At 52.0% G+C, this 23,562-nt stretch carries 25 protein-coding genes; 11 read left to right on the forward strand and 14 right to left on the reverse strand.

Annotated features, from left to right (window positions below):
- Positions 1-7 precede the first annotated feature (7 nt).
- Positions 8-1,096 carry a class I SAM-dependent methyltransferase gene (locus tag ACP15Y_RS08940; protein WP_424982716.1) on the reverse strand — a complete coding sequence of 363 codons (1,089 nt, stop codon included), beginning with the start codon at positions 1,094-1,096 and terminating at the stop codon, positions 8-10.
- Positions 1,093-1,923, reverse strand: coding sequence for a prolipoprotein diacylglyceryl transferase (gene lgt / locus ACP15Y_RS08945; RefSeq protein ID WP_424982717.1), 831 nt, complete (start codon positions 1,921-1,923; stop codon positions 1,093-1,095). Before lgt ends, ACP15Y_RS08940 begins: the two co-directional genes overlap by 4 nt.
- Before the next feature lie 162 nt (positions 1,924-2,085).
- Here lgt and ACP15Y_RS08950 point away from each other — a divergent pair, with 162 nt between their 5' ends.
- The 5 genes from ACP15Y_RS08950 (at position 2,086) to ACP15Y_RS08970 (ending at position 6,289) form a co-directional block, all read left to right on the forward strand.
- Positions 2,086-2,322, forward strand: a complete 237-nt coding sequence (locus ACP15Y_RS08950) for an accessory factor UbiK family protein (RefSeq protein WP_424982718.1) — start codon at positions 2,086-2,088, stop codon at positions 2,320-2,322.
- Positions 2,323-2,619: 297 nt separating this feature from the next.
- Entirely contained in the window at positions 2,620-3,120 is a 501-nt protein-coding gene (locus tag ACP15Y_RS08955; RefSeq protein ID WP_424982719.1) for a YbjN domain-containing protein, read from the forward strand.
- On the forward strand, positions 3,121-3,942 hold the full coding sequence (gene proC, locus ACP15Y_RS08960; RefSeq protein ID WP_424982720.1) for a pyrroline-5-carboxylate reductase: 822 nt from the start codon (positions 3,121-3,123) through the stop codon (positions 3,940-3,942).
- 1 nt (position 3,943) lies between these two features.
- Positions 3,944-4,285, forward strand: a complete 342-nt coding sequence (locus ACP15Y_RS08965) for a tRNA-binding protein (RefSeq protein ID WP_424983087.1) — start codon at positions 3,944-3,946, stop codon at positions 4,283-4,285.
- Positions 4,286-4,525: 240 nt separating this feature from the next.
- A complete protein-coding gene (locus tag ACP15Y_RS08970) occupies positions 4,526-6,289 on the forward strand; it encodes a diguanylate cyclase domain-containing protein (RefSeq protein WP_424982721.1) in 1,764 nt (587 codons plus the stop codon).
- A gap of 1 nt (position 6,290) precedes the next feature.
- On the opposite strand, the gene ACP15Y_RS08975 is transcribed toward ACP15Y_RS08970, so the two are convergent.
- Entirely contained in the window at positions 6,291-6,821 is a 531-nt protein-coding gene (locus tag ACP15Y_RS08975; protein ID WP_424982723.1) for a MarR family winged helix-turn-helix transcriptional regulator, read from the reverse strand.
- Between the two features lie 158 nt (positions 6,822-6,979).
- Here ACP15Y_RS08975 and ACP15Y_RS08980 point away from each other — a divergent pair, with 158 nt between their 5' ends.
- A complete protein-coding gene (locus ACP15Y_RS08980; RefSeq protein WP_424982724.1) occupies positions 6,980-7,870 on the forward strand; it encodes a branched-chain amino acid aminotransferase in 891 nt (296 codons plus the stop codon).
- A 48-nt stretch (positions 7,871-7,918) separates the two neighbouring features.
- Here ACP15Y_RS08980 and ACP15Y_RS08985 read toward each other — a convergent pair whose 3' ends face one another.
- The 6 genes from ACP15Y_RS08985 to ACP15Y_RS09010 are packed head-to-tail and all read right to left on the reverse strand — an operon-like array spanning position 7,919 to position 12,850.
- The gene (locus tag ACP15Y_RS08985; RefSeq protein ID WP_424982725.1) at positions 7,919-8,374 is read right to left on the reverse strand and encodes a molybdenum cofactor biosynthesis protein MoaE; all 456 of its coding nucleotides are present in this window, start codon (positions 8,372-8,374) and stop codon (positions 7,919-7,921) included.
- Positions 8,374-8,625, reverse strand: a complete 252-nt coding sequence (locus ACP15Y_RS08990; protein WP_424982726.1) for a MoaD/ThiS family protein — start codon at positions 8,623-8,625, stop codon at positions 8,374-8,376. The genes ACP15Y_RS08985 and ACP15Y_RS08990 overlap by 1 nt, the downstream gene beginning before the upstream one ends.
- Positions 8,622-9,176, reverse strand: a complete 555-nt coding sequence (gene pgsA / locus ACP15Y_RS08995) for a CDP-diacylglycerol--glycerol-3-phosphate 3-phosphatidyltransferase (RefSeq protein WP_424982727.1) — start codon at positions 9,174-9,176, stop codon at positions 8,622-8,624. Before pgsA ends, ACP15Y_RS08990 begins: the two co-directional genes overlap by 4 nt.
- A 33-nt stretch (positions 9,177-9,209) precedes the next feature.
- Positions 9,210-11,096: an excinuclease ABC subunit UvrC gene (uvrC, locus tag ACP15Y_RS09000; RefSeq protein ID WP_424982728.1), complete on the reverse strand. Its 1,887-nt coding sequence runs from the start codon at positions 11,094-11,096 to the stop codon at positions 9,210-9,212.
- 24 nt (positions 11,097-11,120) lie between these two features.
- Positions 11,121-11,870, reverse strand: coding sequence for an SDR family oxidoreductase (locus tag ACP15Y_RS09005; RefSeq protein ID WP_424982730.1), 750 nt, complete (start codon positions 11,868-11,870; stop codon positions 11,121-11,123).
- Positions 11,870-12,850, reverse strand: a complete 981-nt coding sequence (locus ACP15Y_RS09010; protein ID WP_424982731.1) for a calcium/sodium antiporter — start codon at positions 12,848-12,850, stop codon at positions 11,870-11,872. The genes ACP15Y_RS09005 and ACP15Y_RS09010 overlap by 1 nt, the downstream gene beginning before the upstream one ends.
- Positions 12,851-13,097: 247 nt before the next feature.
- Between ACP15Y_RS09010 and ACP15Y_RS09015 the strand changes: the two genes are divergently transcribed.
- Positions 13,098-13,709: a hypothetical protein gene (locus ACP15Y_RS09015; protein WP_424982732.1), complete on the forward strand. Its 612-nt coding sequence runs from the start codon at positions 13,098-13,100 to the stop codon at positions 13,707-13,709.
- On the opposite strand, the gene ACP15Y_RS09020 is transcribed toward ACP15Y_RS09015, so the two are convergent.
- Both ACP15Y_RS09020 and ACP15Y_RS09025 read right to left on the reverse strand, forming a co-directional pair.
- Positions 13,684-14,565, reverse strand: coding sequence for a DMT family transporter (locus tag ACP15Y_RS09020; protein WP_424982733.1), 882 nt, complete (start codon positions 14,563-14,565; stop codon positions 13,684-13,686). The genes ACP15Y_RS09015 and ACP15Y_RS09020 overlap by 26 nt on opposite strands.
- Positions 14,565-15,623 carry a DUF1176 domain-containing protein gene (locus ACP15Y_RS09025; protein WP_424982734.1) on the reverse strand — a complete coding sequence of 353 codons (1,059 nt, stop codon included), beginning with the start codon at positions 15,621-15,623 and terminating at the stop codon, positions 14,565-14,567. Before ACP15Y_RS09025 ends, ACP15Y_RS09020 begins: the two co-directional genes overlap by 1 nt.
- Before the next feature lie 93 nt (positions 15,624-15,716).
- Between ACP15Y_RS09025 and ACP15Y_RS09030 the strand changes: the two genes are divergently transcribed.
- Positions 15,717-15,992: a hypothetical protein gene (locus tag ACP15Y_RS09030; protein WP_424982735.1), complete on the forward strand. Its 276-nt coding sequence runs from the start codon at positions 15,717-15,719 to the stop codon at positions 15,990-15,992.
- A gap of 43 nt (positions 15,993-16,035) precedes the next feature.
- Here ACP15Y_RS09030 and ACP15Y_RS09035 read toward each other — a convergent pair whose 3' ends face one another.
- On the reverse strand, positions 16,036-16,377 hold the full coding sequence (locus ACP15Y_RS09035) for a 5-carboxymethyl-2-hydroxymuconate Delta-isomerase (protein ID WP_424982736.1): 342 nt from the start codon (positions 16,375-16,377) through the stop codon (positions 16,036-16,038).
- 160 nt (positions 16,378-16,537) lie between these two features.
- Between ACP15Y_RS09035 and ACP15Y_RS09040 the strand changes: the two genes are divergently transcribed.
- The 3 genes from ACP15Y_RS09040 to ACP15Y_RS09050 all read left to right on the forward strand — a co-directional run bounded on the left by ACP15Y_RS09040 (position 16,538) and on the right by ACP15Y_RS09050 (position 19,997).
- Entirely contained in the window at positions 16,538-17,455 is a 918-nt protein-coding gene (locus ACP15Y_RS09040; RefSeq protein ID WP_424982737.1) for a DMT family transporter, read from the forward strand.
- 852 nt (positions 17,456-18,307) lie between these two features.
- Positions 18,308-18,616, forward strand: coding sequence for an ArsR/SmtB family transcription factor (locus ACP15Y_RS09045; RefSeq protein ID WP_424982738.1), 309 nt, complete (start codon positions 18,308-18,310; stop codon positions 18,614-18,616).
- Between the two features lie 22 nt (positions 18,617-18,638).
- Entirely contained in the window at positions 18,639-19,997 is a 1,359-nt protein-coding gene (locus ACP15Y_RS09050) for a pyridoxal phosphate-dependent decarboxylase family protein (RefSeq protein WP_424982739.1), read from the forward strand.
- An 877-nt stretch (positions 19,998-20,874) separates the two neighbouring features.
- On the opposite strand, the gene recQ is transcribed toward ACP15Y_RS09050, so the two are convergent.
- Both recQ and ACP15Y_RS09060 read right to left on the reverse strand, forming a co-directional pair.
- A complete protein-coding gene (recQ, locus tag ACP15Y_RS09055) occupies positions 20,875-22,689 on the reverse strand; it encodes a DNA helicase RecQ (protein ID WP_424982740.1) in 1,815 nt (604 codons plus the stop codon).
- Between the two features lie 154 nt (positions 22,690-22,843).
- On the reverse strand, positions 22,844-23,377 hold the full coding sequence (locus tag ACP15Y_RS09060) for a hypothetical protein (RefSeq protein ID WP_424982741.1): 534 nt from the start codon (positions 23,375-23,377) through the stop codon (positions 22,844-22,846).
- Positions 23,378-23,562: the final 185 nt, after the last annotated feature.

Here is a 23,562-nt window from a genome sequence, read left to right on the forward strand (position 1 = left end):
CTTGTCTTTAGCTAGCCGCGAAGGGGTAGGGTACCATATTTTTGGATCCTATGGCTTGCACCTTGAAAAGTTGGCCCATTTGTTTGTCGCCAATAAGACGGTCCAGATCATTTTCTACCTTCTGTTTTGCATCAGGAATGTGATCCATAATCGCCTTTGCCCGCATTTCGATCCCCATAGATTTCAAAAACTCGCCTTGGGTGATGAGGGGGCAAATATTGAGCGTCTCGCGGTCCAGTTTTTCTGTCAGCGCTTCGAAATCGACATGACTGGTCAGGTCAGCATCGCCGGGATGGGAAAGCGGGTTGACCATTTGGTGTTTCTCTAGCGCTTGCAGGGTTTCGCCCGTTTGTGTTTCAGCATAGCCATAATCGATGGCAAGGATGGCGCCTGTTTTGTCGGCGACCAGCGCGCCCAGCTCTTCCATATTCTTTTGAGCAGGGTAGGCCATTTCCCAAATGGCATTTTCTGCTGGCCGCCCCAGTTTTTGTGGAAAAGCTTCTGCAGGCATGGGGGTGGGGGACAGGCCCCAAACGCGATCGCCATCTTGAAGCCCAACCAACCGTTCAAACCAATTGCCATTGGTGAACTGGAATTGTTTGATGGGCAGGGCATCAAAAAACTCATTGGCGATCACCACCATTGGTCCCGCGGCATCTTTCAAGTGGTGGATTTCCTCCACCCAATTGAGGTTTGCGCCTTTGATGTTTTCGGCCTGTTGTTGTTTCAGTACCGGATTGGTTTCCAGCAATTGAATGTTCAGCGCATCCATTAGGCCGGGCACGCTATTAAAAATGCGAACCATGTCGGCCATCAACGTTCCGCGACCGGGGCCAAGCTCCACCAAGGTCATTTTGTTGGGCTTGTCGAGTTGTTGCCAAATTTGCGCCACCCACACGCCCAGCATTTCGCCAAACATTTGGCTGATCTCTGGCGCCGTGATGAAGTCGCCGCTGCGACCGAGCGGATCGCTTTTGCGGTAATATCCCATCGTGGGGTGGGTGAGGCATAAATTCATATAGGTCGATAGCGACATGGGGCCTTGTGCTTTGATTTGCACATTGATCAGGTCGGATAGGCTGAGGTGATCATTCATATGGCGCGGCCTCCTTTTTTGGTCCGGCCCGCATTTATCATAAGGGCAAGGCCAATCAACCCTACGGGGATGGACAGCGCCATGCCCATGGTTAACCCATAAGGCAAAAGGCCGATATGCGCGTCAGGTTCGCGGACAAATTCCACCAGAATGCGCGACAGCGCGTAGATCACTGCAAACAGTCCGGCCACCAAGCCGGGTTTGCGCAAGGCGGTGAGATTGTGGGTCGCGATGCGCAGGATGATGAAGCACAGCAGTCCTTCCAGAAGTCCTTCATAAAGTTGGCTGGGATGACGGGGATTGGGGCCCCCATCCGGAAACACCACGCCCCAGGGCATGGTGGTGACGCGGCCATAAAGTTCGCCATTGATAAAGTTGGCGATGCGTCCCAGCAAAAGGCCGATTGGTGCAATGGCCGCCATCAAATCCAGCGCCGACAATGGGTTTTGCTTGATATGTCGCGCAAAGAAAACTGCGGCGAGGGCGACGCCGATCAGGCCGCCATGGAAGGACATGCCGCCTTCCCAAACGGCGAAGATGGACAATGGGTTTTGCAAATAATAATCGCCGCCCACCAGGATCGAATAGAACAAGACATAGGCAATGCGGCCACCCAGAATCACGCCGATGATGGCCCAAAACACAAAGTCTGTGAGTTGTGTGGCGGTCATCGGCGGTGTTGATTGATGCCAAATTGGCTTTTGTTTGATCAATTGTCGGCCATAAAAGAAAGCAAAGCCGATGCCGACGAGATAGGCGAGGGCATACCAGCGGATGGCCAGCGGGCCGATTGAAAAAGCGATGGGATCAATATTGGGGAAGGGCACGTTCGTTCACGTTCCTATTTTTGTTTCAATGTTGTGGCATAAGCCCAAATCAGCGATTGGCGACAGCTTGCCGCCCCTTTGGGGGCTGGTCAAGCAGCGATTGCGTGCTTACATAGACGGTATATAGAACTGACGTACCCTTTTTGAAAGGCAGGTACAAATATGCGTGAAGGCAATAAATTTTTCGACGATTTGAGCAAATTGATGAATGATGCAGCAGGTGTGGCCGACGGTGTGCGGCGGGAAATCGAAACAGCAGTGAAGTCTCAAATGGAGCGCGTTGTGAATGACCTGGATTTGGTCAAGCGCGAGGAATTTGAGGCCGTGAAAGCCCAATTGGCCGCGCAAAACGAAGAAATTGAGCAGCTTCGTAAGGATATTGACGCCCTCAAAAAGTAACAGATTTGTGTCAATTTGAACCGGGTTTCCGGTGGATAAGTGACGCATATTAACGTCTCATTAACCATCTCGGGCCGATCATCAACAAAGAATGATGTGGGATTCTCCAATTGTCGGGTTTCGCATTTGATGGTCGGTGCTAGGCTTTGTTGTAACGCGGTAGATTCGCAAAAGCGACGCACCTAACCAGCGCGTGGGTCCAGAAAACGACCCAAATATCTTGAGTATCTTTGCGTATCTAAATTGGGTGGACGCTGCGTTTGCCCCCTGCAACACGAGCTTTTTGCGAGGCGCATTATGTCGCTATTAGAGATGGAACACGACCGGGTGGTGCACCCGGTGGATATTATTGAGCACATTGCTGGCATCAATGATTGGGTGTTTGAACGACAAGATGCTGACGAGATTTCGATCTCAGTCAAAGGCAGTTGGACGGATTATCACGTCTCATTCTCCTGGATGGAAAATCTGGAATCACTCCACATTGCATGCGCTTTTGATTTGAAGGTGCCCGAGGCGCGGCGCGCTGAGGTGAAGCAGTTGATCACGCAGATTAACGAGCAATTGTGGATCGGCCACTTTGACATTTGGAGCAAAGAAAATATGGTGTTGTTCCGTAACGCGCATCTTTTGAGCGGCGGAGCTGAAGTGTCACCATCCCAGTGCGAAGCTTTGCTCAACTCCGCCATCGAAAGCTGTGATCAATATTATCAGGCGTTTCAATTTGTTGTGTGGGCCGGCAAGCCTGCTGCTGAAGCGCTCTCGCATGTCATTTTTGAAACAGTGGGTGAAGCATAAATGTTGTCTGAAGTCGGTCCGGTTGTTCTTGTTGGCGCTGGCAAGATGGGTATGGCTATGGCAGATGGCTGGCTTGACGCTGGCCTTTCGCCTGATCGTCTCATTCTGGTCGATCCCAATCCCTCTTCTGCGGTGCGCAACAAGGCTTCAACAGTTGGGCTGACGGTTTATCAATCCGTACCGGACAAGGATGCGCAAGTTATCTTGCTCGCCGTAAAGCCACAGGTGGCTGACGAGGTTTTGGCCTCCATCAAGCCTGCGATAGGCGATCAGACCGTGCTGATTTCAGTGATGGCGGGCATTTCCATTGCCAAAATGGAGAAACTGTCTGGCTGTGCCAAAGTCATACGCGCGATGCCGAACACACCTGCACAAATCGGCAAAGGCATTACAGGTGTGTTTTCCAACAAGGCTGTCGATCCACAAGACCGTATGGTGGCCGACAATTTGCTGGAAGCATCTGGTGATGTCGTCTGGTTGAATGAAGAAGATGACATCAATAAAGTCACGGGCGTTGCCGGGTCTGGCCCTGCTTATGTGTTCCATATGGTTGAAGCGTTGGCCGAAGCGGCGGAAGCCAATGGCATGACGCCTGAAATGGCCATGCGCTTTGCGCGGCAAACAATTGTCGGCGCGGCAAGTCTGTTGGACTATGATTCACAAACCAGTGCTGCACAGTTGCGGGAGAATGTGACTTCGCCCAATGGCACCACATATGCCGGGCTGCAGGTGTTGATGGCCGAGGACGGCCTTGTGCCGCTGATGGAAAAAACAGTTAAAGCCGCGACCGCGCGTGCGAGGGAGTTGGGGGAAGATGAGTAAGATTGCAGATGAAATCGGCTTTGACGATTTTATGAAAGTGGACATTCGCACTGGCACTATTGTCGAGGTGCGTCCCTTTCCAGAGGCGCGCAAACCAGCTCATATTATGCTGATTGATTTTGGTGATGAATTGGGCGTGAAAAAATCATCTGCGCAGATCACCGTGCATTACAATGCTGATGATTTGGTGGGCCGTCAGGTCATGGCTGTTGTCAATTTCCCGCCACGTCAAATCGGGCCGCTAAAGTCTGAAGTGCTGACCTTGGGGTTTGCGGACGAAAACGGTGATATTGTGCTGGCTGCGACTGATAAAAAGGTCCCAAACGGCCAACGCTTGATGTAAACCGTCGCACACATTTGTATCCCAAAAAACTGATACATACCAAAACGCTTTGAACATCAGACCTGCAATTTTTGTCATTTTTCATAATAATTTGACTAAAATGCCGTGTTTTCTAGGGTTTTGGTAACCTGTGATCAATCTTTTCGTCACTACTTTAGCTTGTGTCTTGTAGGCAAACTGCAAGTCGGCGAGCTAGAGGAGCGAGATTTGATCGCATTGCAGACAGTAAGAAGCGGAAAAATGTTCTTCGCTTCGTTTTTATTGTTTTCAGTGTTGGCGACCGCAGGCATCAGCCTTGCGCGCCTATCACATGATGTCGCTGTGTTTTGGCCCGCCAATGCAGCGATGGTTTCGCTGTGTCTGATTTATGGTTTGAGCAATTTGCCTGCGGTCTTGTTGGGTGGGTTTCTGGCCAACATAACCATGCAACTGGCGTTTGGCGATCCGATGGCGATCATGTTTGGATTGCCGCTTGCGAACAGTATCGAAATTTTGCTGGTCACTTTCGGATTGTGGGCGCTGAATCTGGATCAGACGCCAATTGATACCCCAAAGAGTTTTATGCAGTTTCTTGCTGTATTGGTCCTATTGGGGTTGCCCGGCGCATTGATCGGCGCAACGACAATACACTTGGGCATTGGGCTGCCGTTCTTCAAAAGCCTGACCTACTGGTGGGCTGGTGACATGGTTAGCTCCATCATTGTTTTGCTGCCATTGTTGTCTGCTGGCTGGCCGCAAAAGTTTCGCATATCCTTTGATCGCAACACCCTTCTGCCCTCTTTGAAATATCTGGCTATATTGTTGTCCTGCACGATATTTGGTCTCATTGGGCTTTATGCACTCCAGCTGCCCGTGGCTTTGGCCTTTATGGCGCCAAGCTGTTTATTGGCGTTGCAAGGCAAGCCATTCAAAGTTGCGGCAGTAGGGTCGGTTTTGGTTGTCGTTGTGTCACTCACGGCAATCTTTGGATGGCTACCGGCGAGCAGCACGGGCTTGCGCATTCGTGAGCAGGTGTTTGAAGCTCAGTTCCTCACCTTACTTGCGGTGTTGCCGTCCTATGCCATTTCTGTCGCCATTTGTAATCTTGCGCAATCGCGGCGGCAGATCGAAAACAGCAATATGCGGTTGTCCGTAACGCTGGCTCATATGAACCAAGGCGTTTCTTGTTTCAACAAAGATTACAAATTGACCGTTTGGAACGACAAATATGTGAACATGTTTGGCATGGAGCACGCGCAAGTTTATGAGGGCGCGTCCTTTGGGAATTTGTTGACGATCCAGAAAAATAATGGCGATTTCCATGATAAGGCAGATAATTTGCTCCACCATATTATGCAACATGTGCGGGCCGGGGAGGAGTTTGTCTCCGAAACTGAAATGAGTGATGGTCGCATCATCAAATCGGTTCATTCACCTACGCCGCTTGGTGGTTGGATTGGCACCCATGAAGATATTACTGAAATGCGAGCCTTGGAGAAGGGGCTCGCTTATGAATCTCGTCACGATCCGCTGACTGGTCTGCCCAATCGCCGCTATTTTGATGAGGAGCTTAAGTCACGCCTTGATGCACCACATGACGCGCGTAAGCCTTTGACCTTGTTTTTTGTTGATCTCGATTATTTCAAGCAGATCAACGACAATGTGGGACACAATGCGGGCGATGCGGCGTTGCGGCATATTGGTCAATCTATTCGTGAAAATATTGATGATAGTGACTTTGTGGCGCGTTTGGGTGGCGACGAGTTTGCCATTGTTTCAACACGCTTTTCCAGTTTGACTCAAGCCGAGAAGCTGGCGGAAAATTTGAATACCTCTTTGCGAGTGCCGTTCTATTATGGCGGGCAGCCGATCTGTTGTGATGTAAGCATTGGCATCACCTTGGGCCACGGCAAAGGCATTGATGTTGAACGCTTGCGTGCCGAAGCTGATTTGGCCCTTTATGGCGCGAAACGCGCCGGGCGCGGGCAGCACCAAGTCTATCGGCCAAAGGGAAAAGTCGCCTGATCTAATTCTGGATGATGTTCAGATTTTTCAGCTTTCCGTGATCTTCCGGATCAATCATTTCAACAAAAAATTGCGCCACGGTCTCTTTGGTTTCTGGCGGTAGCTTGTCTAGCGCTTCGCGCATCCGGTGGGATTGGTTGGCGGAAAGGGTGGTGAAAAACTCCGCGCCTTGATCGGTTGGATAGAGCAATCGTTTGCGCCGATCCTTTTTCCCGGTGCGTTGCTCGATATAGCCATTGTCGATCAATTGGCGCAGCACACGCGCGAGGCTTTGCTTTGTGATTTTGAGAAGATCGAGCAGATCAGCGACGGTCATCCCAGGGCGCAAATTTACAAAATATAGCACACGGTGATGGGCACGGCCGAAGCCTTGGCGCGACAAAAGCTCGTCTGCTTCATGCACAAAATCGCGATAGGCGAAGAATAAAAGCCCCATTAAATCAAGGGGCATGGCATCCATTTTATCTTTAGACGCATTTTCCATAGCGGAATTTATGTCAGCCTTGTTGACATTTATTTTGTTGGCTGTCATGCTTCACCCTGTTCACAGTTTGATTTACACTTATCCCAAAGCTTGGGCCATTTGCCAAGATCGGCAGCTTGCCAAATGCAAAAAACGCCTTCTTATGGCCGGGCAGATGTACAATCAGACAAAATTTCGGGCCAAAAGCCGATGTTAGGGAGAAGAAAATGGCCGGTGTACCTTTAGACCAACGCGATGGTTGGATCTGGTTTGATGGGGAAATGCGCGAATGGAAAGAGTGCAAGGTGCATGTGTTGACACATGCTTTGCACTACGCTTCGAGCGTGTTTGAAGGACAGCGGGCGTATAATGGCGAAGTGTTCAAATTGCATGAGCACTCAGAGCGTTTGCGCAAGTCAGCCAATATTTTGGATTTCGAAATTCCATATTCTGCTGACGAGATTGATGCGGCTTGTCGCGAAGTGTTGGAAAAGAACAATCTCACCAACGCTTATATGCGCCCTGTTGCATGGCGCGGCTCGCACGAGCTTGGCCTTGGCGCGCACAGCAACCCAGTTCACTTGGCCATCGCCGCTTGGGAATGGCCGAGCCTGTTCTCAATGGAAGAGAAGCTGAAAGGCGTTCGTCTGGCTTGGTCAGACTGGCAGCGCCCGGCACCAGATTCAGCGCCTTTCGCTTCAAAGGCAGCGGGTCTTTATATGATCTGCACCTTGTCAAAGCACGCAGCGGAAGCCAAAGGCTATTCAGACGCATTGATGCGCGACTATCGCGGCTATGTGGCTGAAGCGACTGGTGCCAATGTGTTCTTCATCAAAGATGGTGAAATCCACACGCCAATTCCAGATTGCTTCTTGGACGGCATTACCCGTCGCACCGTGATTGCACTTGCGAAAGAGCAGGGCATCAATGTGATTGAGCGCATCATCAAGCCAGAAGAAATTGGTGATTTTGAAGAGTGCTTCCTCACTGGTTCCGCAGCAGAGGTTACCCCTGTTGCCGAGATCGAAGGCACAATTTTTGAAAAGCGCGACATCTGCCAAAAAATGATTGAGGCTTATGCCGACGCGGTGCAGCCGAAAAAGGCAGCTGCTGAATAAGTCAGCCTTTATCAAATTGCAAAACGCCGCTTCATTTGAGGCGGCGTTTTATTTTGTCCATTTTTCTTTGGCGGTTTCGTCCGTCTCGCGGGCATCTACCCAATCGGTGCCATGCGGCCCCACTTCCTTTTTCCAAAAAGGCGCGTCGGTTTTCAGCCAATCCATCACATAATTGGCTCCGTCAAACGCGGCTTGGCGGTGATGGCTTGCTGCCATCACTTGCACAATAGGTTCGCCCACCTCCATTTCGCCAAAACGGTGCACAACATCAATGGCCAGCAGGTCGAAACGCGTCTTCGCGTCCCGCGCAAAACGTTCAATCTGTTTCTGCGCCATGTTGGGATGGTGTTCCAAAATCAGCGCCTCAATCGGCTTGTCTGGCGTGGAACGCACCAAGCCCGTAAAGGTCGCCACCGCGCCTGCCTCGGGCAGATTGTGTGTGAATTGATTGATCAGCGCGCCTGCATCAAACATTTCGGCTTGAATGGTGACTTTGACTGACATTAGCCACCTGTCATGGGTGGGAAAATCGAGGCTTCTTTGGTAGCACCTATTCGCGTATCCAGCTCCACAAGCTCGTCATCAAGTGCGATGCGGATGGTTGTTTCCGGTGTCACGACTGCTGCAAAATCTTCGTCAGTTTTGCGCAGATGCTGCAGCAAATCCTCGACAGTTTTTACCTCGTTCGGCAAGTCGATTTCTTGCGTGTCTCGGTTCAACCGTTCGCGAATCCAGGCAAAATATCGGATGATCATTTCATCACCGTTTTGTCGGTTAGCTTTGGCCAGGCGCCTGCGAAATATTCATAGCCTGTATAAACGGTCAACAGGGCCGCCAGCCACATAAGGCCGTTTGCAGCGGAATCAACATTGGGCACCAGCGGCACCACCATGAAAGTCGCCAGCGCGACGAGTTGCACGGTGGTCTTATATTTGGCCAGCTTGGAGACATGCACGGTGATTTGCGCATTGCCCAAATATTCGCGCAAACCCGCCACAGCGATTTCACGGAACATAATAGCAATGGCGAGCCATGTTTGTTGTTGGTCGAACTCGCCTGTATAGGCGAAAGCGATCAGCAGTGTGCCGACCAGCAGCTTGTCGGCAATTGGGTCGAGCATGCGCCCAAGGTCCGACACAATGTTCATTTTGCGGGCCAGATAGCCGTCAAGATAGTCGGTGAGGCAAGCAACAACATAAAGGATAAAGGCCACTTGGCGGGCAATATAGTGATCGATAAAGACCAGCCAGATAATCGCAGGGATTGCGACAATGCGGGATATGGTCAAGAGATTGGGCAAATTCATATTATCGCCTTTATGCCGAGATTTTGGCCGAGTTTATGACCTATTGAAATGATCGTAAATGGTTTGCGCCATTTGTTTTGAAATGCCGGGCACCGACTGCAAATCGGAAAGCGCAGCGCGGCCGACAGACTTGGCTGACCCAAAATGATTGAGCAAATTGCGTTTGCGGCTCGGGCCAATGCCTTCAATCTCATCCAGCGGATTTTTGACGATGGCTTTGGAGCGTTTGGCGCGGTGGGTGCCGATGGCAAAGCGGTGCGCTTCATCGCGCAGGCGCTGCACATAATAGAGTACCGGATCGCGCGCTGGCAGCATAAAGGGTTCGCGCCCTTCAATGAAAAAGGTTTCGCGGCCAGCATTGCGTTCCTCGCCTTTGGCGATGCCGATCAGCGTCACTTTTTGCGGCAAATCGAATTGCTCTAACACCTTGCGCACTGCGCTCAATTGGCCCTTGCCGCCGTCGATCAGCAGCACGTCTGGCCAATCCGGCATGTTGCTTGGATCTTTCAGCAAATCTTCGTCTGGTTTTTCATATTCACTCACCAGCCGTTTGAAGCGGCGGGTCAGTACTTCATTCATCATGCCGAAATCGTCGCCGGGCGTCAGCTCTTCGGATTTGATGTTGAAGGTGCGGTAGTGCTTTTTGGATAGGCCTTCGCGACCGGCCACAACCATCGCGCCAACGGCGTGTGCACCTTGAATATGCGAGTTATCATAAGTTTCAATGCGTTTAGGCGGCTCATCCAAACCAAAGGTTTTAGCCATGCCGTCAAGGAGGCTGGTTTGCGACGCGCTTTCGGCCAATTGCCTGCCCAAAGCCTGCCGCGCATTGTCGAGGGCATGTTCCACCAGCTGCCGTTTTTCGCCGCGCTGTGGGGTTTGCACATCAATCTTGCGGTCAGCCCGGATGCTCAGCGCTTCTTGCAGCAGTTTAGGGTTCTCAACTGGGTGAGACAAAAGCACAGCTTTAGGCGGCGTGCGGCTTTCATAGAATTGCGCCACAAAGGCTTCCAGCACTTCCGCCTCCTCAAGGCTCTTGTCCGCCCGGGGATAATAGGCACGGTTGCCCCAGTTTTGGTGGGCACGGAAGAAGAAGACTTGAATGCAGAACCGACCTGCTTCTTGGTGAATGGCGAAAATATCGCCTTCCGCAAAGCTTTGTGCGCTCATGTCACCTTGCGATTGGATCAGCGCCAAAGCCGAAATCCGGTCGCGGAGCAGCGCCGCGCGTTCAAAGTCCAGATTTTCAGAAGCAATTTGCATCTCTTTTGACAATTGCGCCTGCACGCTTTTGGATTTGCCAGATAGGAAATCCACCGCGTCCTGCACCAGTTGTTGATAATCTTTGATCGAGATTTCGCCTGTGCAAGGGGCGGCGCAGCGTTTGATCTGATGTTGCAGGCAGGGGCGGGTGCGGCCTTGATAATAGCTGTCGGAGCAGTTGCGCAGCAGGAATGCTTTTTGCAACGAGGTAATGGTGCGGTTCACCGCGGTTACCGATGCGAACGGGCCGAAATAATGTCCCTTTTTGCGCCGCACGCCGCGGTGCTTGGTCAGCTCAGCGGCCTCATGTTCGGTAGCCAGCAATATATAGGGAAAGCTTTTGTCGTCGCGTAACAATACATTGTAACGCGGCCGCAAGCGCTTGATCATGTTGGCTTCGAGAAGCAGCGCCTCACTCTCGGTGTTTGTGGTGACAAACTCCATGGAGCGCGTGGCGGCGATCATGCGCCCAATGCGCACCGAATTGCCCTCATAGCGCGTGTAGTTGGTCACGCGCGCTTTCAGGTTTCGGGCCTTGCCGACATAAATCACATTTTGCTGGTCATCCAACATGCGATAAACCCCTGGCCCGGTGGGCAGGGTTTTCACAAAGCGCTTAATAATGTCGGGGCCGGGAGATGCGGTAGCTTCGTTCATTGCGACTCAAATATAGCGCAAATTCTAATTTGTTTCACCAATATCGGTCCAAATCAGATGTTGTCCCCCATCCATGGCAATCATTTGCCCTGTCACGGATTTTGCTGTGAGGAAATATCGGATTGTATCGACAATTTCATCAAGTGCCGGACCAGTTTTGAGCGGCAAGCTTTCCAGCTCTTCTTTGAACTCGGCTTCGGTCTGATGCTCATTCTGCAAAGTGGGGCCAGGGCCAATGGCGTTCACCCGAATGTGCGGGGCAAAGGCCTGTGCCAATGTACGCGTTGCGGTCCACAAAACTGATTTTGACAAGGTATAGCTGAAAAAGCTCGGCTTTAGCGCCCATACGCGTTGATCAATCATGTTGACGATCAAGCCATGCTTATCTTTGGGCAATTGTCCCGCGAAATCTTTCGCCAGAAACATGGCCGCTTCTGCGTGCACGCTAAAATGCTTGTGCCAAAGGTCGTGGATTAAATCGTCAATGCTGTCTGGTTTGAACAGGCTTGCATTGTTGATTAGCCCGGTCAGTGGGCCGAAATGTTTGCTTGCCCGTTCGATCAGCGTGTCATATTGCGCTTGGTCCGTAAGGTCTGCGCCTTCGATGGCGGCTTTTAAGCCCCGCGCATTTAGCTTTTCGGCCAGTGCTGCTGCATCATCATCCGAGTGGTTATAATGGATAACCACGTTATGACCGTCCACGGCCAAGCCTTCAGCTATTGCCGCACCAATGCGGTTAGCCGCGCCCGTAATCAGAAAGGTTTGTTTTTGCATTATCCAATGGGTAGCCCTTCAGCCAGTTGGTGTCCAATTTGAAAAACAACCACAAGATAAACAATATAGGCAATGCTCATCACCCCGCCTTCAATTTTGCCGATGGACCGATGCATAAACACAATCGGCGCCAAAGCAATGGCGATAAACAGCATGACCCAATAATCAAAGGCCATGAAGTTTGGACCCACCTTGAGCGGCACAATCAATGATGTGATGCCCAAGATTGACAAGATGTTGAAAATGTTAGAGCCCACTGCGTTGCCGATGGCCACAGCAGATTGACGCCGCAGTGCGGCTGCCATGCCAGCTGCGAATTCGGGCAAGGATGTGCCCAGCGCAACAATGGTCAGACCAACGGCACTGTCCGCAACGCCCATAATGGCCGCAATGTCCAATGCGCTATCGGTGGTGAGCTTGCCGCCAAGGGGCAGGCCGATAATGCCGATAATCAGATAGATCGCGATCTTTTTTGGATCTTCTGGCGCATCGTCAATCTCTTCCATCAATTCTTCGATGTTTTGGCCGCGCTTGCGCATTTTATTGGCTTCGAAGCCATTATAAAGCAGGTAGCCCGCCAAAAGAGCGAGGAAAATGAGGCCATCCACATGGTTGATCACGCCATCGATGCTCAACAGGATCAATAGCACTGAGACCAAAATCATAAAGCTGGTGGAGCGTCGCAAACCTGTTTGCTTGCAGTCGATTGCGAAAAACAGCGCTGGAAAGCCAAGAACCAACAAAATATTGGTGATGTTTGACCCAACCACATTACCAATGGATAGGCCCGAGGCGCCATCCAATGCGGCGGAAATAGAAACCACCAATTCCGGTGCCGATGTACCGAACGCCACAACCGTGAGGCCGATGACCAATGGGGGGATGCCCATTCGGTTTGAAACACCAACGGCGCCACGTACCAACAAGTCGCCGGTTACAACCAGCGTGGCCAATCCTAAGATGAGCAGAAAATAGGGCATTGCAACCTTTTTGAACGACTATTTGCGACTGCTAGATACAAGATGTGCCGCAAAACACAAGAGCACTTGATATGGTATGTGTGGAAGAGATTTAAAGGTATTGGATCGAGTTTCCAACCTTTTCATCAAAATTTGTTTGATTTGGCTATTACCTCGTTTTGTTTCTCACAATTATGTTAACGGACTGGCCCCCGGTTTGGTTTTCCGCATATTGTAATTTTATGAGCAAGCGCGGAACTGAGCCGATATGATCACGACCACACATGTGTTAATTGCTGGCGCAGTTTTGTCCCGGCGGGATGCCCCTAAGCGACAAAATATACTGGCCTTCTTTGCAGGCTTTTTTCCTGATCTTTCTGTGTTTGCAATGGTGGCTTTTTCGGCGCTTACGGGCATGGGCCGTGGCAATATGTGGCGCAGCCCGGATGGGCTTTATTGGCAAGAACCGTGGCAAACTTTTTCCGCCATTTCAAACTCGATCCCGCTTTACGCCGCTTTGCTGCTTTTGGGGTGGTTGATGGCAAAACGAATGCCGCAACAAATTGAGAACTGGCGTTTGGTCAGCGTGTTTGGTGCAGGGGCATTGTTGCATGTTGTTGCCGACTTTCCGGTGCATACAGATGATGCGCATGTGCATTTTTGGCCATTCACTGGTTGGCGGTTCCATTCTCCAGTTTCATATTACCAAAGTGCCCATTATGGCGATATTGTTGGTGCAGTAGAGCTGGTCGTCGGGATTCTGCTGGCCGGGCTATTGCTGTGGCGCTTCAAAAATTTATGGGCGCGAATTTTCATCATCGCTTTGCTCGCACCCTATTTTATCTCGCTTGGCTTCATTTTCCGGAATTTTGTGCACTAGCTTTTGGTTTCGCCACTGTGGCCAAACCGACGCCAGCCAAGATCATTACGGTAAGCGCCGCGAATTTAAATGTGAGGGGTTCACCCAAAAACACAACGCCAGCTATTGCGGCGAGGGCAGGCACGCTCAATTGTACGATGCCAGCGCGGGTACGGCTGAGGCCGGGTAATGCGGTGTACCAAATGGCATAGCCCACACCAGATGCGAGTGCGCCGGAGGCGATGGCCAATATCATACCCTTGGCGCTGATCAAACTGGTGCTGAGCTGCAGCATGAGAATGGGCACAATAATGATTGATCCCATGAGAAATGCTCGCCAGAAATTGCCAGCTGTGTCCAATGTTGGCGTGGTGGAACCGCGCCCCCACAGCGAATAGGCGCCCCATGCGATACCCGCACAGGCCATAAGGCTAACAGCTTGCAAGTTTGGCGCTTGGTCAAATCCTGGGCTGGCCAACGCGACGAACCCCACCAACGCCAATAAAAGCCCGATCATTTCCATGGCGGAAGGGCGGTCGCCTTTAACGATGGCAACGCCCAGCATGGTGAATTGCACCATGGCAAACAAGATCAGCGCACCCATGCCAGCGCCAAGCCAGAGATAGGCAATCGAAAAGCCAATTGCATAGATAAACAGCGCGGCGGCGCTGCGCCATGTTCCTGCCGTCGCAATTTCTTTCACCGACTTGCGGTTCATCAGCATGGCAATCAACACCAATGCGATGGCGCCAGAGCCGAGACGCATCAGTGTAAAATTATACGGGTCAATCGCTTGCTCAGCCAATGCGGCGCGGTTGAGCAAGGAGTTGGCAGCGAAGGCCAACATGGCCAAGCTGGTGAGAAGAAATAGTCGCATTACTCAGCCTTTGGAAAGATTTGCGGGAAGGTGAGGTCTGCATCTTCATCATAATCAAGACCGCAGATAGGTTGATAATAATATTGGCGCAACTGCACGCCATAGCCTGCCCATTGCCATGTGCCTGCCGTGCCGCAGTCGCCCAAGCCCCGGCCTTTTGAAAAGGAGGTAACCGTGCGGCTATGCGGGTCCAGAAACGCATTTACGAGGTCGGGGGTCGATGTCCATCCATTCGTGTCGCTATAGTCGACGAAATATTGTTGTTCAGCAGTTTGTTGGGCACTATTCCAAACATAGAAGCGCGAAATCAGATTATAGGCGCCAGCGGAGCAGGGCAGCATGAAAAGGCTGAAATTTTGATTTAATGCCATACTCTCCCAAGAGGAAAACATGCTGCTGTCGGGCGCGAAATCGCAACCATTCTCGACAAGATGCATATCCAAAATGGCTTGTGGAATGTCTTTTGGCGGCGGCGCCAATTCTATAGCCAACCGCTCTGCGCGTGGGCCATAGCCCGCATCGCGCTTGCTGCCCACTTTTTCCTGCTGCTCATCAATCCAGAGCATGGAGGCTGTGAGGCCACGGAGGGAAAAGTCGAGCGTTTCGCGACCCGACTCCGCATCAAATGTGAGGGTCAGCGTTTTGTTTGCCAACATTTTGTTGAGCAGATGCCGGGCTTCATTGCCTAGGAAATAGAAATCATTGATTGCCCCGAAAGCAGCAAAGCTGCCTGGACGATTGAAATAGAGCATATTGGGCTCATCCTCAATCACCACAAAACTAGTGTCGGTGGGGAGGGTGATCACTGTGGAAAGTGAAATCTCCCAATTGTCGGCCGATTTCTCGCGGCTGACGCGCAAAATGTAATCGGCGACTGCGCCGCTTGGCGGATTTGGATTGATGTAAGTTGTTGCCGAGCAATAGCCCGTTGTGGGGCGGCAGGCGGCCAGCCAGTCCTTAAAATAGGCGCGCTTTTCCCCAAAGGGTTGTGCAGAGGCCAAGTTTGCGAAGATGATTGTGCAGGCACAGGCGATGAGAAGAGCTTTGAATGGGCGCATGTGCAGTGGTCCTTCTTCTTTCAATTAACAGTCTGTTAATTAATTTAAAATGCCGCTAAGCTTCTCCCGTAACTCTATTGGAGGGATGGGAAAATGGAAGCTTTATTACCTATTATTATTCAACTTATCGCTGGTGGCGTTGGTGGCAACGGGATTGCGCAGGCACTTAAGCAAGTGAATCTGGGACCGATTGGCAACACAATCGCCGGGGCGATCGGCGGTGTAGGCGGCACTGCACTTGCTGGCGCAGTGCCTGGTTTGGACTCACTTGCGGGCATGGGCCTTGCAGGCGACGGCATCGCAGGGCTTGTTGGCGGTGGTGTTTTGACCGCTATCGCTGGTTTTGTGAAAAACAAAATGGCCAGCTAAGCCATCATAAAATGAGTTTTGCCGTCGCATCATGGTGCGGCGGCTAGCGCGCTGCTTTTACGTAGGCGCTGGACAGATCCTCAACATCAACGGAAAAGCTGGAAGCGTTGCCCAAACGCTCCATCAACAAATCCAACAGATTTTGCGATAATTGTTTTTTCGTCTCGTCGTCGCGGCCCGGCAACAGCTTAATCGTGGCGTGGACAAAATGGTCATTTTCGAGCGCTTGCACCCGATGATTGTACCCGAGTGCCCGCACCTTGATTGCGCTTGGGTTGGGAAATGTTGGGTGTGCCGCCATCATGTCAAAAATCTCCTGACATAGAGATTCAATGTCCTGATCGCCTGCCAAATTTTGCGAATGTTCTACAATAATGTGCGGCATAAAAGATTTCCTTTTGTGATGGGGTCATTTGAAAATGTCATCCCCGGATGTGTATTTGGCATAGGCATTTTGAGAATTCGCTGCTAGCGTGAACGTCCTGCCTTAGTGTGAGCGCCGCGACTATATCGCGGATAAGCTCGTCGTGAATAGGAATTTCAACATGTCGGTATTTCAGGTGCCAAATGACGCCAATGTGGCGAAGGGTATTAGCCTTACATTGATCGCTATTCTTGTGTTTGGTGTGCAAGATGTGGCGGTGAAAATGCTGGTGACTGACTATCCTTTCACCCAAGTGGTGATGATCCGCTTTTGGGGCGTTGGGTTGTTTATTCTCGCTTGGCTATGGCGCGAGGGTACGCTGCGCACCGCATTAAAAAGCAAAGCACCATTTCTACAATTGACGCGCGCCACCCTTTTGGTTGTGGACATTTGGTGTTTCTCCGCTGCATTGAGCCTGATGCCCTTGGCCGATTTGCAGGCGATTTTCATGCTGTTTCCAATTGTGACGACCCTGTTGGCAATTCCTTTGCTCGGAGAGCAAGTGGGGTTTGTGCGTTGGGCCGCGATTGTTGCCGGCTTTATCGGCACCATGATTGTGATCCGCCCGGGATTCCAAGAAATCAATTTGGGCGTGATCTTCCAGCTGGGTGCTGTGTTCAGCTTTGCCGGCTATACGATTTTGACGCGCATGGTTTCGTCTAAAGACCGCACCTCAACCTCGTTGGCCTATATGGCACTGGTGGGCATTGTGCTTTCAACGGCGGTGGGTTTCCGCAGCTTTGAAATCATGACCACAAACGCCATGTTGCTGATGGGGCTTATCATCATCACCGCCAATATTGCGCATACGCTGTTCACCATGGCATTGCGCGAAGCGCCCGCGAGCATTTTGCAGCCCTTCAACTTCTTGATGCTTCCGGTGGCGATTGTGTTCAGCTTTATCGCTTTTGGCGATTTGATCGATGGTATCAGCCTAATCGGGGCGACGATTACTGTGGGGGCGGGGCTCACCGTATGGTGGCGTGAACGGCAGAAAAAAATACGGACAGGCGGAAGCATTCGCGGAGAGATCAGATAGGGGATGATCGCGAGGTCATGCCCACCACCTGTCCGATTTATAAAGACGCAACCCGGATATTCTGGGCCCTTGCGAGGCATGAGATGAATGCCGCCCAGCCTATGCCGGGATTGCGTCTGTTCTGTCAGCCAATATCTACTCCGTTATCGACCGACAGTTTCTTTGCCTTCCCCTCCAAACCGGGTGGCAAGGAAACTCATAAAGGCACCAAGCACCAGCCCACCAATGACTGACCAAACCCATAATAAAACCAACTGTTTTGCCAGTTGTAGTTCTAGTAAAAGTAAGGGCTTTTGAAGCACTTCTTCGTCCTCTTGCCCTTAATCTAACTGATGGCTTGGGGTGCCAATTTGATATAAATCAATTGGTTTGCACAAAATTGCCGAATTTGTGCAAAAGGAACTCCCCCCATTTGCGCTTCGACTTTGTCACAAATTATTCATGGCAGCCGCAAAAGTCCGGCTGGCGAAAACCACCGGATTATGGGCATTTACGGCGCACGAGGTGATGTTCAACTCGTCATCAATGTTTTATGTGTGAGGCAAACATCACCTCGCGCAGCAGGGATTTTTCCAAAACCCAAAAACCTTCAGAGTGCTGACCCTGTTATCTCCATCACAATTGCAGTGACGCCCTTGGTGGCAGGCGAGGTTCATTGGGTTGGCCACGCCTTCGCGTCCGAAAGTGTGCCTTGCTCTTTTCCCACATGAGGCGAACCTCATCTTCCCCCTTGCCCGTCAACAAGCCGCTGGAAAGCGTTGGTGCGAAAAGTGGGGCCATTATACCACCTGCCAGCGGGGCGGGGATAAGTTTTTTGTTGACTCAATTAGTCAATTTGCTAATTGATGAATTATGGAAGAAGATTTTGTGTTTGTGGCGAACGCTTTAGCCCATGAGAAGCGACTGAAAGTTTTGGAGTGGTTGAAAGACCCGGTGGGGAATTTTCCACCACAGGTTGATGGCGACCTGATTAAAGACGGGGTTTGCTCGATGTATATTGCCGACAAATTGGGGGTGAGCCCGCCCACTGCGTCGCAGCATTTGGCGCTGTTGCGCGATGCTGGGCTGATCAAGGCTACGCGGATCAAAAAATTCACATTTTATAAGCGCGAGGAAGCGGCCATCGCTGCCATTGCCAAGCGGATTAAAAACGAACTTTAAAAGCATAAATCAGGGAAGAGAAATGTCAGAAGAATTGGCACTTTTGGCCGAAGCGGATCGGCTTGCGGCAGATTATTTGCGTTCAGTTGCAGAACGGCGGGTGTTTCCGACCCAGCAGGCGCTGGATGATTTGGCTGCATTTGATGAAGAACTGCCCGCGGCGCCGAGTGCGAGCGGCGAAACGCTGAATATGTTGCAACGTTATGGTGATCCGGCCAGTGTCACCAGCAATGGCGGTCGCTATTTTGGTTTTGTGATCGGCGCAAGCCTGCCGGAAGCGGCCGCCGCGGAACGGCTGGCGCAGGCCTGGGATCAATGTGCCTCTTCCTATGTGAACTCGCCCGTGATGGCGAAAATTGAAGAGGTGGCGACCAGATGGGTGTTGGACATTTTAGACTTGCCACGCGAAAGCCAAATTGGTTTTGGCACCAGCGCCACCGCGTGCGGTCTGTCCGTATTGGCGACTGCGCGCCGAACGCTTTTGGCGCGGCAGGGCTGGGATGTGGATGAAGATGGACTGATGGGCGCGCCTGAGATCAAATTGGTTGTGCCGCAGACGGTGCATATCACCGTCAAGAAAGCGGCGCGGTTGCTTGGCTTTGGCTTGAACCGTTTGATCGAAGCGCCTTGCGATGAATTTGGCCGGGTGATCCCGGAACAATTGCCGACGCTAGACGACAAAACCATCCTTGTGCTGCAGGCGGGTGAAGTAAATACGGGTGAATTTGACCGCTTTGCGGAGATAATCCCCATTGCCCAAAGAGCAGGTGCTTGGGTGCACGTGGATGGGGCCTTCGGGCTTTGGGCGCGCGCCAGCACATCCAAAAAGGCGCTGACCGAAGGTATTGAACTCGCCGATAGCTGGACCACCGATGGCCATAAATGGCTGAACACGCCTTATGACGGCGCCATGGCCATTTGCCGCCATGCGGATGAACTGGCCGCGGCGTTGAATTCAGACGCTGTTTACTCCACCGCTGAACCTTATGCGCAGAAGAACCTCGTACTTGAGTTTTCACGTCGGGGCCGGGGCATGCCCATTTGGGCGGCGCTGCGCAGCTTGGGCCGCGAGGGCGTGGACGAGATGGTGACCCGCCATTGTAACCAAGCGCAAATGCTGACCGACGGGCTGCGGGCAAAGGGTGTGACGGTGCTTAATCGCGTTGTGCTGAACCAAGTGCTGTGCACGCTGGGCGATGCGGCGAAAAATGAAGCACTGCTGAAACGCGTTACCGAAGAAGGTGACGTTTGGTTTGGCCCGTCAAAATGGCAGGGCGAAAGCGTGTTTCGCCTGTCGGTTTCGTCCTGGCGCACGACTGATGCAGATATTGAGCGGGCGGTTGAGGTGATTGGGCGGGGGATCGACAACGCTTCAGCATAATGCGCAATCGCTACATTACACATCGTGATGAATGCGTCTGCGTGCAAAGAGTATTTGCGCTTGATTTATTTTTTTAAATGGGAATTTAAAATATTGATTAAATTCATTCGTCGATGGATGTTTCCGTTTATTGCGTGTTTGGTACTTTTGGCGTTTTTGGCCATGATAATAAGGTTTTGGCTCTGGTTGGAGCAACCTAATGTCAGATGTGTCGAGGTGGGTGGGCGTTGGAACTATCAACTCGAAACTTGTGAAGGGGCAGAAATGCCGTAACACGTGTTGCGGCGCGCGTGACCGAGCTATGCACTGCATGGACCCTCGGGTCAGGCCCGAGGGTGACGGCGTTTGGGGTGAGCGTTTGTCATAATACACGACCGTCATTCCCGCGTAGGCGGGAATCCAGATGGGACGTTCGGTAAGGTAGATTATCGGCGTTACGCTTCTTGAGTTGTGCTTGCCTAGATCCCCGGGGCAAGCCCGAGGGTGACGGGTGCGGGGTGAGGCGGCAGCGGAGAAATATGCTGGTGAATCGCCAACTGGCCGAGCGCAAATGGATTGCAAGATCAAGTTTTGCAATGACGTGGGGAGCGTGGAGGGGCGGCGGATGTTTCCTCGGGGCCGTCCCGCACTTGATGCGGGACCAAAATAGCCATCGCGAAAGCTGTTGTTGGCCCCGGATCAGGTCCGGGGCGGCCCATGTGGGGAGTTGCGTGCTTAAGGAAATGGTTCGGTACGCTTTGGATGTGTTTAACACTCTACCGTCATTACCGGACTTGATCCGGTAATCCATTTGAGTTTTCGGCTTTGCATTTCGCTGGCGGTAGCACCCTGCCTTAATCCCTCACCATCGAGGGGAGGAGACTAGGCAGTGCCGTGGTTAGGCTGAGCTTCCCTCATTTGCGATTACATCGAGAAACACTTGCCCATAGCGGTCGAGTTTGGATTTGCCGATGCCGCTTATCTCGAGCATGGCGTCGAGGTTGGTGGGTTTGGCTTGGGCCAGTTCAACGAGAGTACGGTCGTGGAATATGACGTAGGCGGGAACCTTGTTGGTTTTGGCCAACTCGCTGCGCACGGACCTTAGTGTTTTGAGCAGGGATTGATCTTCAGTGTTGAGAGAGGTGTTTGCGGCGGCGTTGTTGCGGCTTGTGCGTTTGGGGCGCAGGGGTTTTACGTAATGCCGCATGGGCAGGGCGGGCTTTTCTTTGATGAAGGCGCGTCCGGCGCGGGTGATCATAAAGCCGCCATGGCCTTCGGGGTTGAGGCAAAGCAGGTTGCTGGCGATCAATTGGCGGAAGACGTTTTGCCATTCAGGTTTGGTCAAATCCTGACCAATGCCGAAGGTGGGGATTTGGTCGTGGCCAAATTGAGTGATGCGGTCATTTTCGGTGCCGAGCAGCACATCAATCAGATAGGCGATGCCGAAGCGTTCGCCTGTGCGATAAACGCAGGAGATGGCTTTTTGCGCCGGGATGGACGCATCGAAGGTTTCGGGGGGCTGTTCGCAGGTGTCGCAATTGCCGCAGGGATCGCAATTGTCGTCGAAGTAATTAAGCAGCACCTGGCGGCGGCATTTGGCGGTTTCGCAAAGGCCAAACAAGGCACCAAGCTTCTGGTGCTGAATGCGTTTTTGCTCCGTGGGCGCGGTTGAAGCTTCGATCCATTGGCGCTGCTGGGCCGCATCTTCTAAGCCATAAAGCATCAGCGCATTTGAGGGCTGTCCATCGCGTCCGGCGCGGCCTGTTTCCTGATAATAGGCCTCGATATTTTTCGGAGTGTTCATGTGCACGACAAAGCGCACATCGGGTTTGTCGATGCCCATGCCGAAGGCGATGGTGGCGACCATAATGATCCGTTCGCCCTGCAAAAAGGCTTGCTGATTTTGCGCGCGTACTTCGGTGGGCAATCCGGCATGATAGGGCAATGCTTCTATGCCCTGATCGCAAAGCCATGCAGCCATTTCCTCAACATTCTTGCGGGAAAGGCAATATATGATGCCGCTATCTTCGGGGTGCTTTTCTTGAATGAACCGCAGGATTTGATTGCGGGGGGAATTGCGCAAAGCAATCGCATAATTGATGTTCGGTCGATCAAAGCCACCGATAAAGCTGCGCCCGTCATCTAGCGACAAGCGATTTACAATATCAGTACGCGTTTGGGCGTCTGCCGTTGCGGTGAGCGCGACGCGGGGGACATTGGGGAAACGTTCGGCCAACATGGACAAGGCGGCATAGTCCGGGCGGAAATCGTGACCCCATTCGGAGACGCAGTGGGCCTCATCAATGGCGAACAGGGCGATGTTGCACTTATCCAAAAATGATAAGAAGTCGGGCATCATCAGCCGTTCGGGGGCAACATAGAGCAGATCGATTTCGCCCTTGCGTACCTGCTGCCGAACGGCGCTGACCTCTTCGAAACTCATGGTTGAGTTGATCGCAGCGGCCTTGATGTTCATCTGTGCAAGGGCGTTGATCTGGTCTTGCATCAAGGCAATCAAGGGCGACACGACAATCGCCACGCCGTCGCGGCAAAGGGCTGGGATTTGATAGCACAGCGATTTGCCCGCGCCCGTTGGCATGAGCACAAAGGCGTTGCCACCATCCACCACATGATTGATGACAGCTTCCTGCTGCCCTCGAAACGCGTCATAGCCGTAATAGTCGCGCAGAATGGAGAGGGGCGTAATTGTCATGGACTCAATAGGCAGCAGAAATTGTGGTCTTGGATTCGTGAATTACTGTAATGTAGATTGAGCCTAATTGATATGCGACGGTGTGGCCGTCAACTGTTTTGTCGCGATGGAGATGGCGGCCCCACGATTTGCGGGGCCGTCCGGATTTAGATGATTAGCTTGTGGGCAAAGCGCTCGGGCTGAACTGGCACATTTCGCCAGCATTTGCCATGCTTTCAGCGAAGCCCGCGGCGGAGAACAGGCCGTAAAGAACGGTTTCACCATCTGATTGGCGTTCCATGGCGAAGCCAACGGAGTTTGACGCTTTGTTGATTTCGGTGATCATTTCGGACACGAAACCGCTGGTCATCGAGGCATTATAGCCGGTGGGGCCAAGATCGGTGAACATTTCATCGCCGAGCCATGTTGCTTCCCCGTCAATCTCTAGCACGACATAGTCGTCTTCGCCCCATGGTGCTCCGGTTTCGCCGGGCCAAGGTGCATATTCATAGCTGAAGCCTGCGTTGTAGCCTTTGTCTTCAAATCGGAAAACCAACGCGCCGGATGTGTCGCGGGCAGAGCGGGTGGTGAAGACATAACAAACCTGGCCAATTTTGGCGGCGGCCCAGTCGCCACTGCTGTAGGTTTGGGCGATGGCAGGCGTCGCGAGACCCAGACTTGCAAGTAAGATGGTGGCGAGAAAACGCATAAAGGCTCCTGTGAAAAGTTTCAATAAAATCAGTAGCCTATAGGGGTGTGGTGGTCAATGTTCTGGGAGGCGGACGCTGTTACAGGGTCTTTTATTCTTCGCGATTGAAGGGTGAGAAAATGACAGTAGTTTGCCATGTCGTTGGCCACAAATGGATTGCAAGATCAAGTCTTGCAATGACGGGG

Source organism: Maritalea sp. S77 (genome assembly GCF_049801075.1).
GTDB lineage: Bacteria > Pseudomonadota > Alphaproteobacteria > Rhizobiales > Devosiaceae > Maritalea.

Bases quoted from the DNA above. Each gene is read 5' to 3' on its own strand.
- ACP15Y_RS08940 (WP_424982716.1), bottom strand. From the start codon at position 1,096: ATGAATGATCACCTCAGCCTATCCGACCTGATCAATGTGCAAATCAAA.
- ACP15Y_RS08950 (WP_424982718.1), top strand. From the start codon at position 2,086: ATGCGTGAAGGCAATAAATTTTTCGACGATTTGAGCAAATTGATGAAT.
- ACP15Y_RS08955 (WP_424982719.1), top strand. From the start codon at position 2,620: ATGTCGCTATTAGAGATGGAACACGACCGGGTGGTGCACCCGGTGGAT.
- proC (WP_424982720.1), top strand. From the start codon at position 3,121: ATGTTGTCTGAAGTCGGTCCGGTTGTTCTTGTTGGCGCTGGCAAGATG.
- ACP15Y_RS08970 (WP_424982721.1), top strand. From the start codon at position 4,526: ATGTTCTTCGCTTCGTTTTTATTGTTTTCAGTGTTGGCGACCGCAGGC.
- ACP15Y_RS08975 (WP_424982723.1), bottom strand. From the start codon at position 6,821: ATGACAGCCAACAAAATAAATGTCAACAAGGCTGACATAAATTCCGCT.
- ACP15Y_RS08980 (WP_424982724.1), top strand. From the start codon at position 6,980: ATGGCCGGTGTACCTTTAGACCAACGCGATGGTTGGATCTGGTTTGAT.
- ACP15Y_RS08985 (WP_424982725.1), bottom strand. From the start codon at position 8,374: ATGTCAGTCAAAGTCACCATTCAAGCCGAAATGTTTGATGCAGGCGCG.
- ACP15Y_RS08990 (WP_424982726.1), bottom strand. From the start codon at position 8,625: ATGATCATCCGATATTTTGCCTGGATTCGCGAACGGTTGAACCGAGAC.
- pgsA (WP_424982727.1), bottom strand. From the start codon at position 9,176: ATGAATTTGCCCAATCTCTTGACCATATCCCGCATTGTCGCAATCCCT.
- uvrC (WP_424982728.1), bottom strand. From the start codon at position 11,096: ATGAACGAAGCTACCGCATCTCCCGGCCCCGACATTATTAAGCGCTTT.
- ACP15Y_RS09005 (WP_424982730.1), bottom strand. From the start codon at position 11,870: ATGCAAAAACAAACCTTTCTGATTACGGGCGCGGCTAACCGCATTGGT.
- ACP15Y_RS09010 (WP_424982731.1), bottom strand. From the start codon at position 12,850: ATGCCCTATTTTCTGCTCATCTTAGGATTGGCCACGCTGGTTGTAACC.
- ACP15Y_RS09015 (WP_424982732.1), top strand. From the start codon at position 13,098: ATGATCACGACCACACATGTGTTAATTGCTGGCGCAGTTTTGTCCCGG.
- ACP15Y_RS09020 (WP_424982733.1), bottom strand. From the start codon at position 14,565: ATGCGACTATTTCTTCTCACCAGCTTGGCCATGTTGGCCTTCGCTGCC.
- ACP15Y_RS09025 (WP_424982734.1), bottom strand. From the start codon at position 15,623: ATGCGCCCATTCAAAGCTCTTCTCATCGCCTGTGCCTGCACAATCATC.
- ACP15Y_RS09030 (WP_424982735.1), top strand. From the start codon at position 15,717: ATGGAAGCTTTATTACCTATTATTATTCAACTTATCGCTGGTGGCGTT.
- ACP15Y_RS09035 (WP_424982736.1), bottom strand. From the start codon at position 16,377: ATGCCGCACATTATTGTAGAACATTCGCAAAATTTGGCAGGCGATCAG.
- ACP15Y_RS09040 (WP_424982737.1), top strand. From the start codon at position 16,538: ATGTCGGTATTTCAGGTGCCAAATGACGCCAATGTGGCGAAGGGTATT.
- ACP15Y_RS09045 (WP_424982738.1), top strand. From the start codon at position 18,308: ATGGAAGAAGATTTTGTGTTTGTGGCGAACGCTTTAGCCCATGAGAAG.
- ACP15Y_RS09050 (WP_424982739.1), top strand. From the start codon at position 18,639: ATGTCAGAAGAATTGGCACTTTTGGCCGAAGCGGATCGGCTTGCGGCA.
- recQ (WP_424982740.1), bottom strand. From the start codon at position 22,689: ATGACAATTACGCCCCTCTCCATTCTGCGCGACTATTACGGCTATGAC.
- ACP15Y_RS09060 (WP_424982741.1), bottom strand. From the start codon at position 23,377: ATGCGTTTTCTCGCCACCATCTTACTTGCAAGTCTGGGTCTCGCGACG.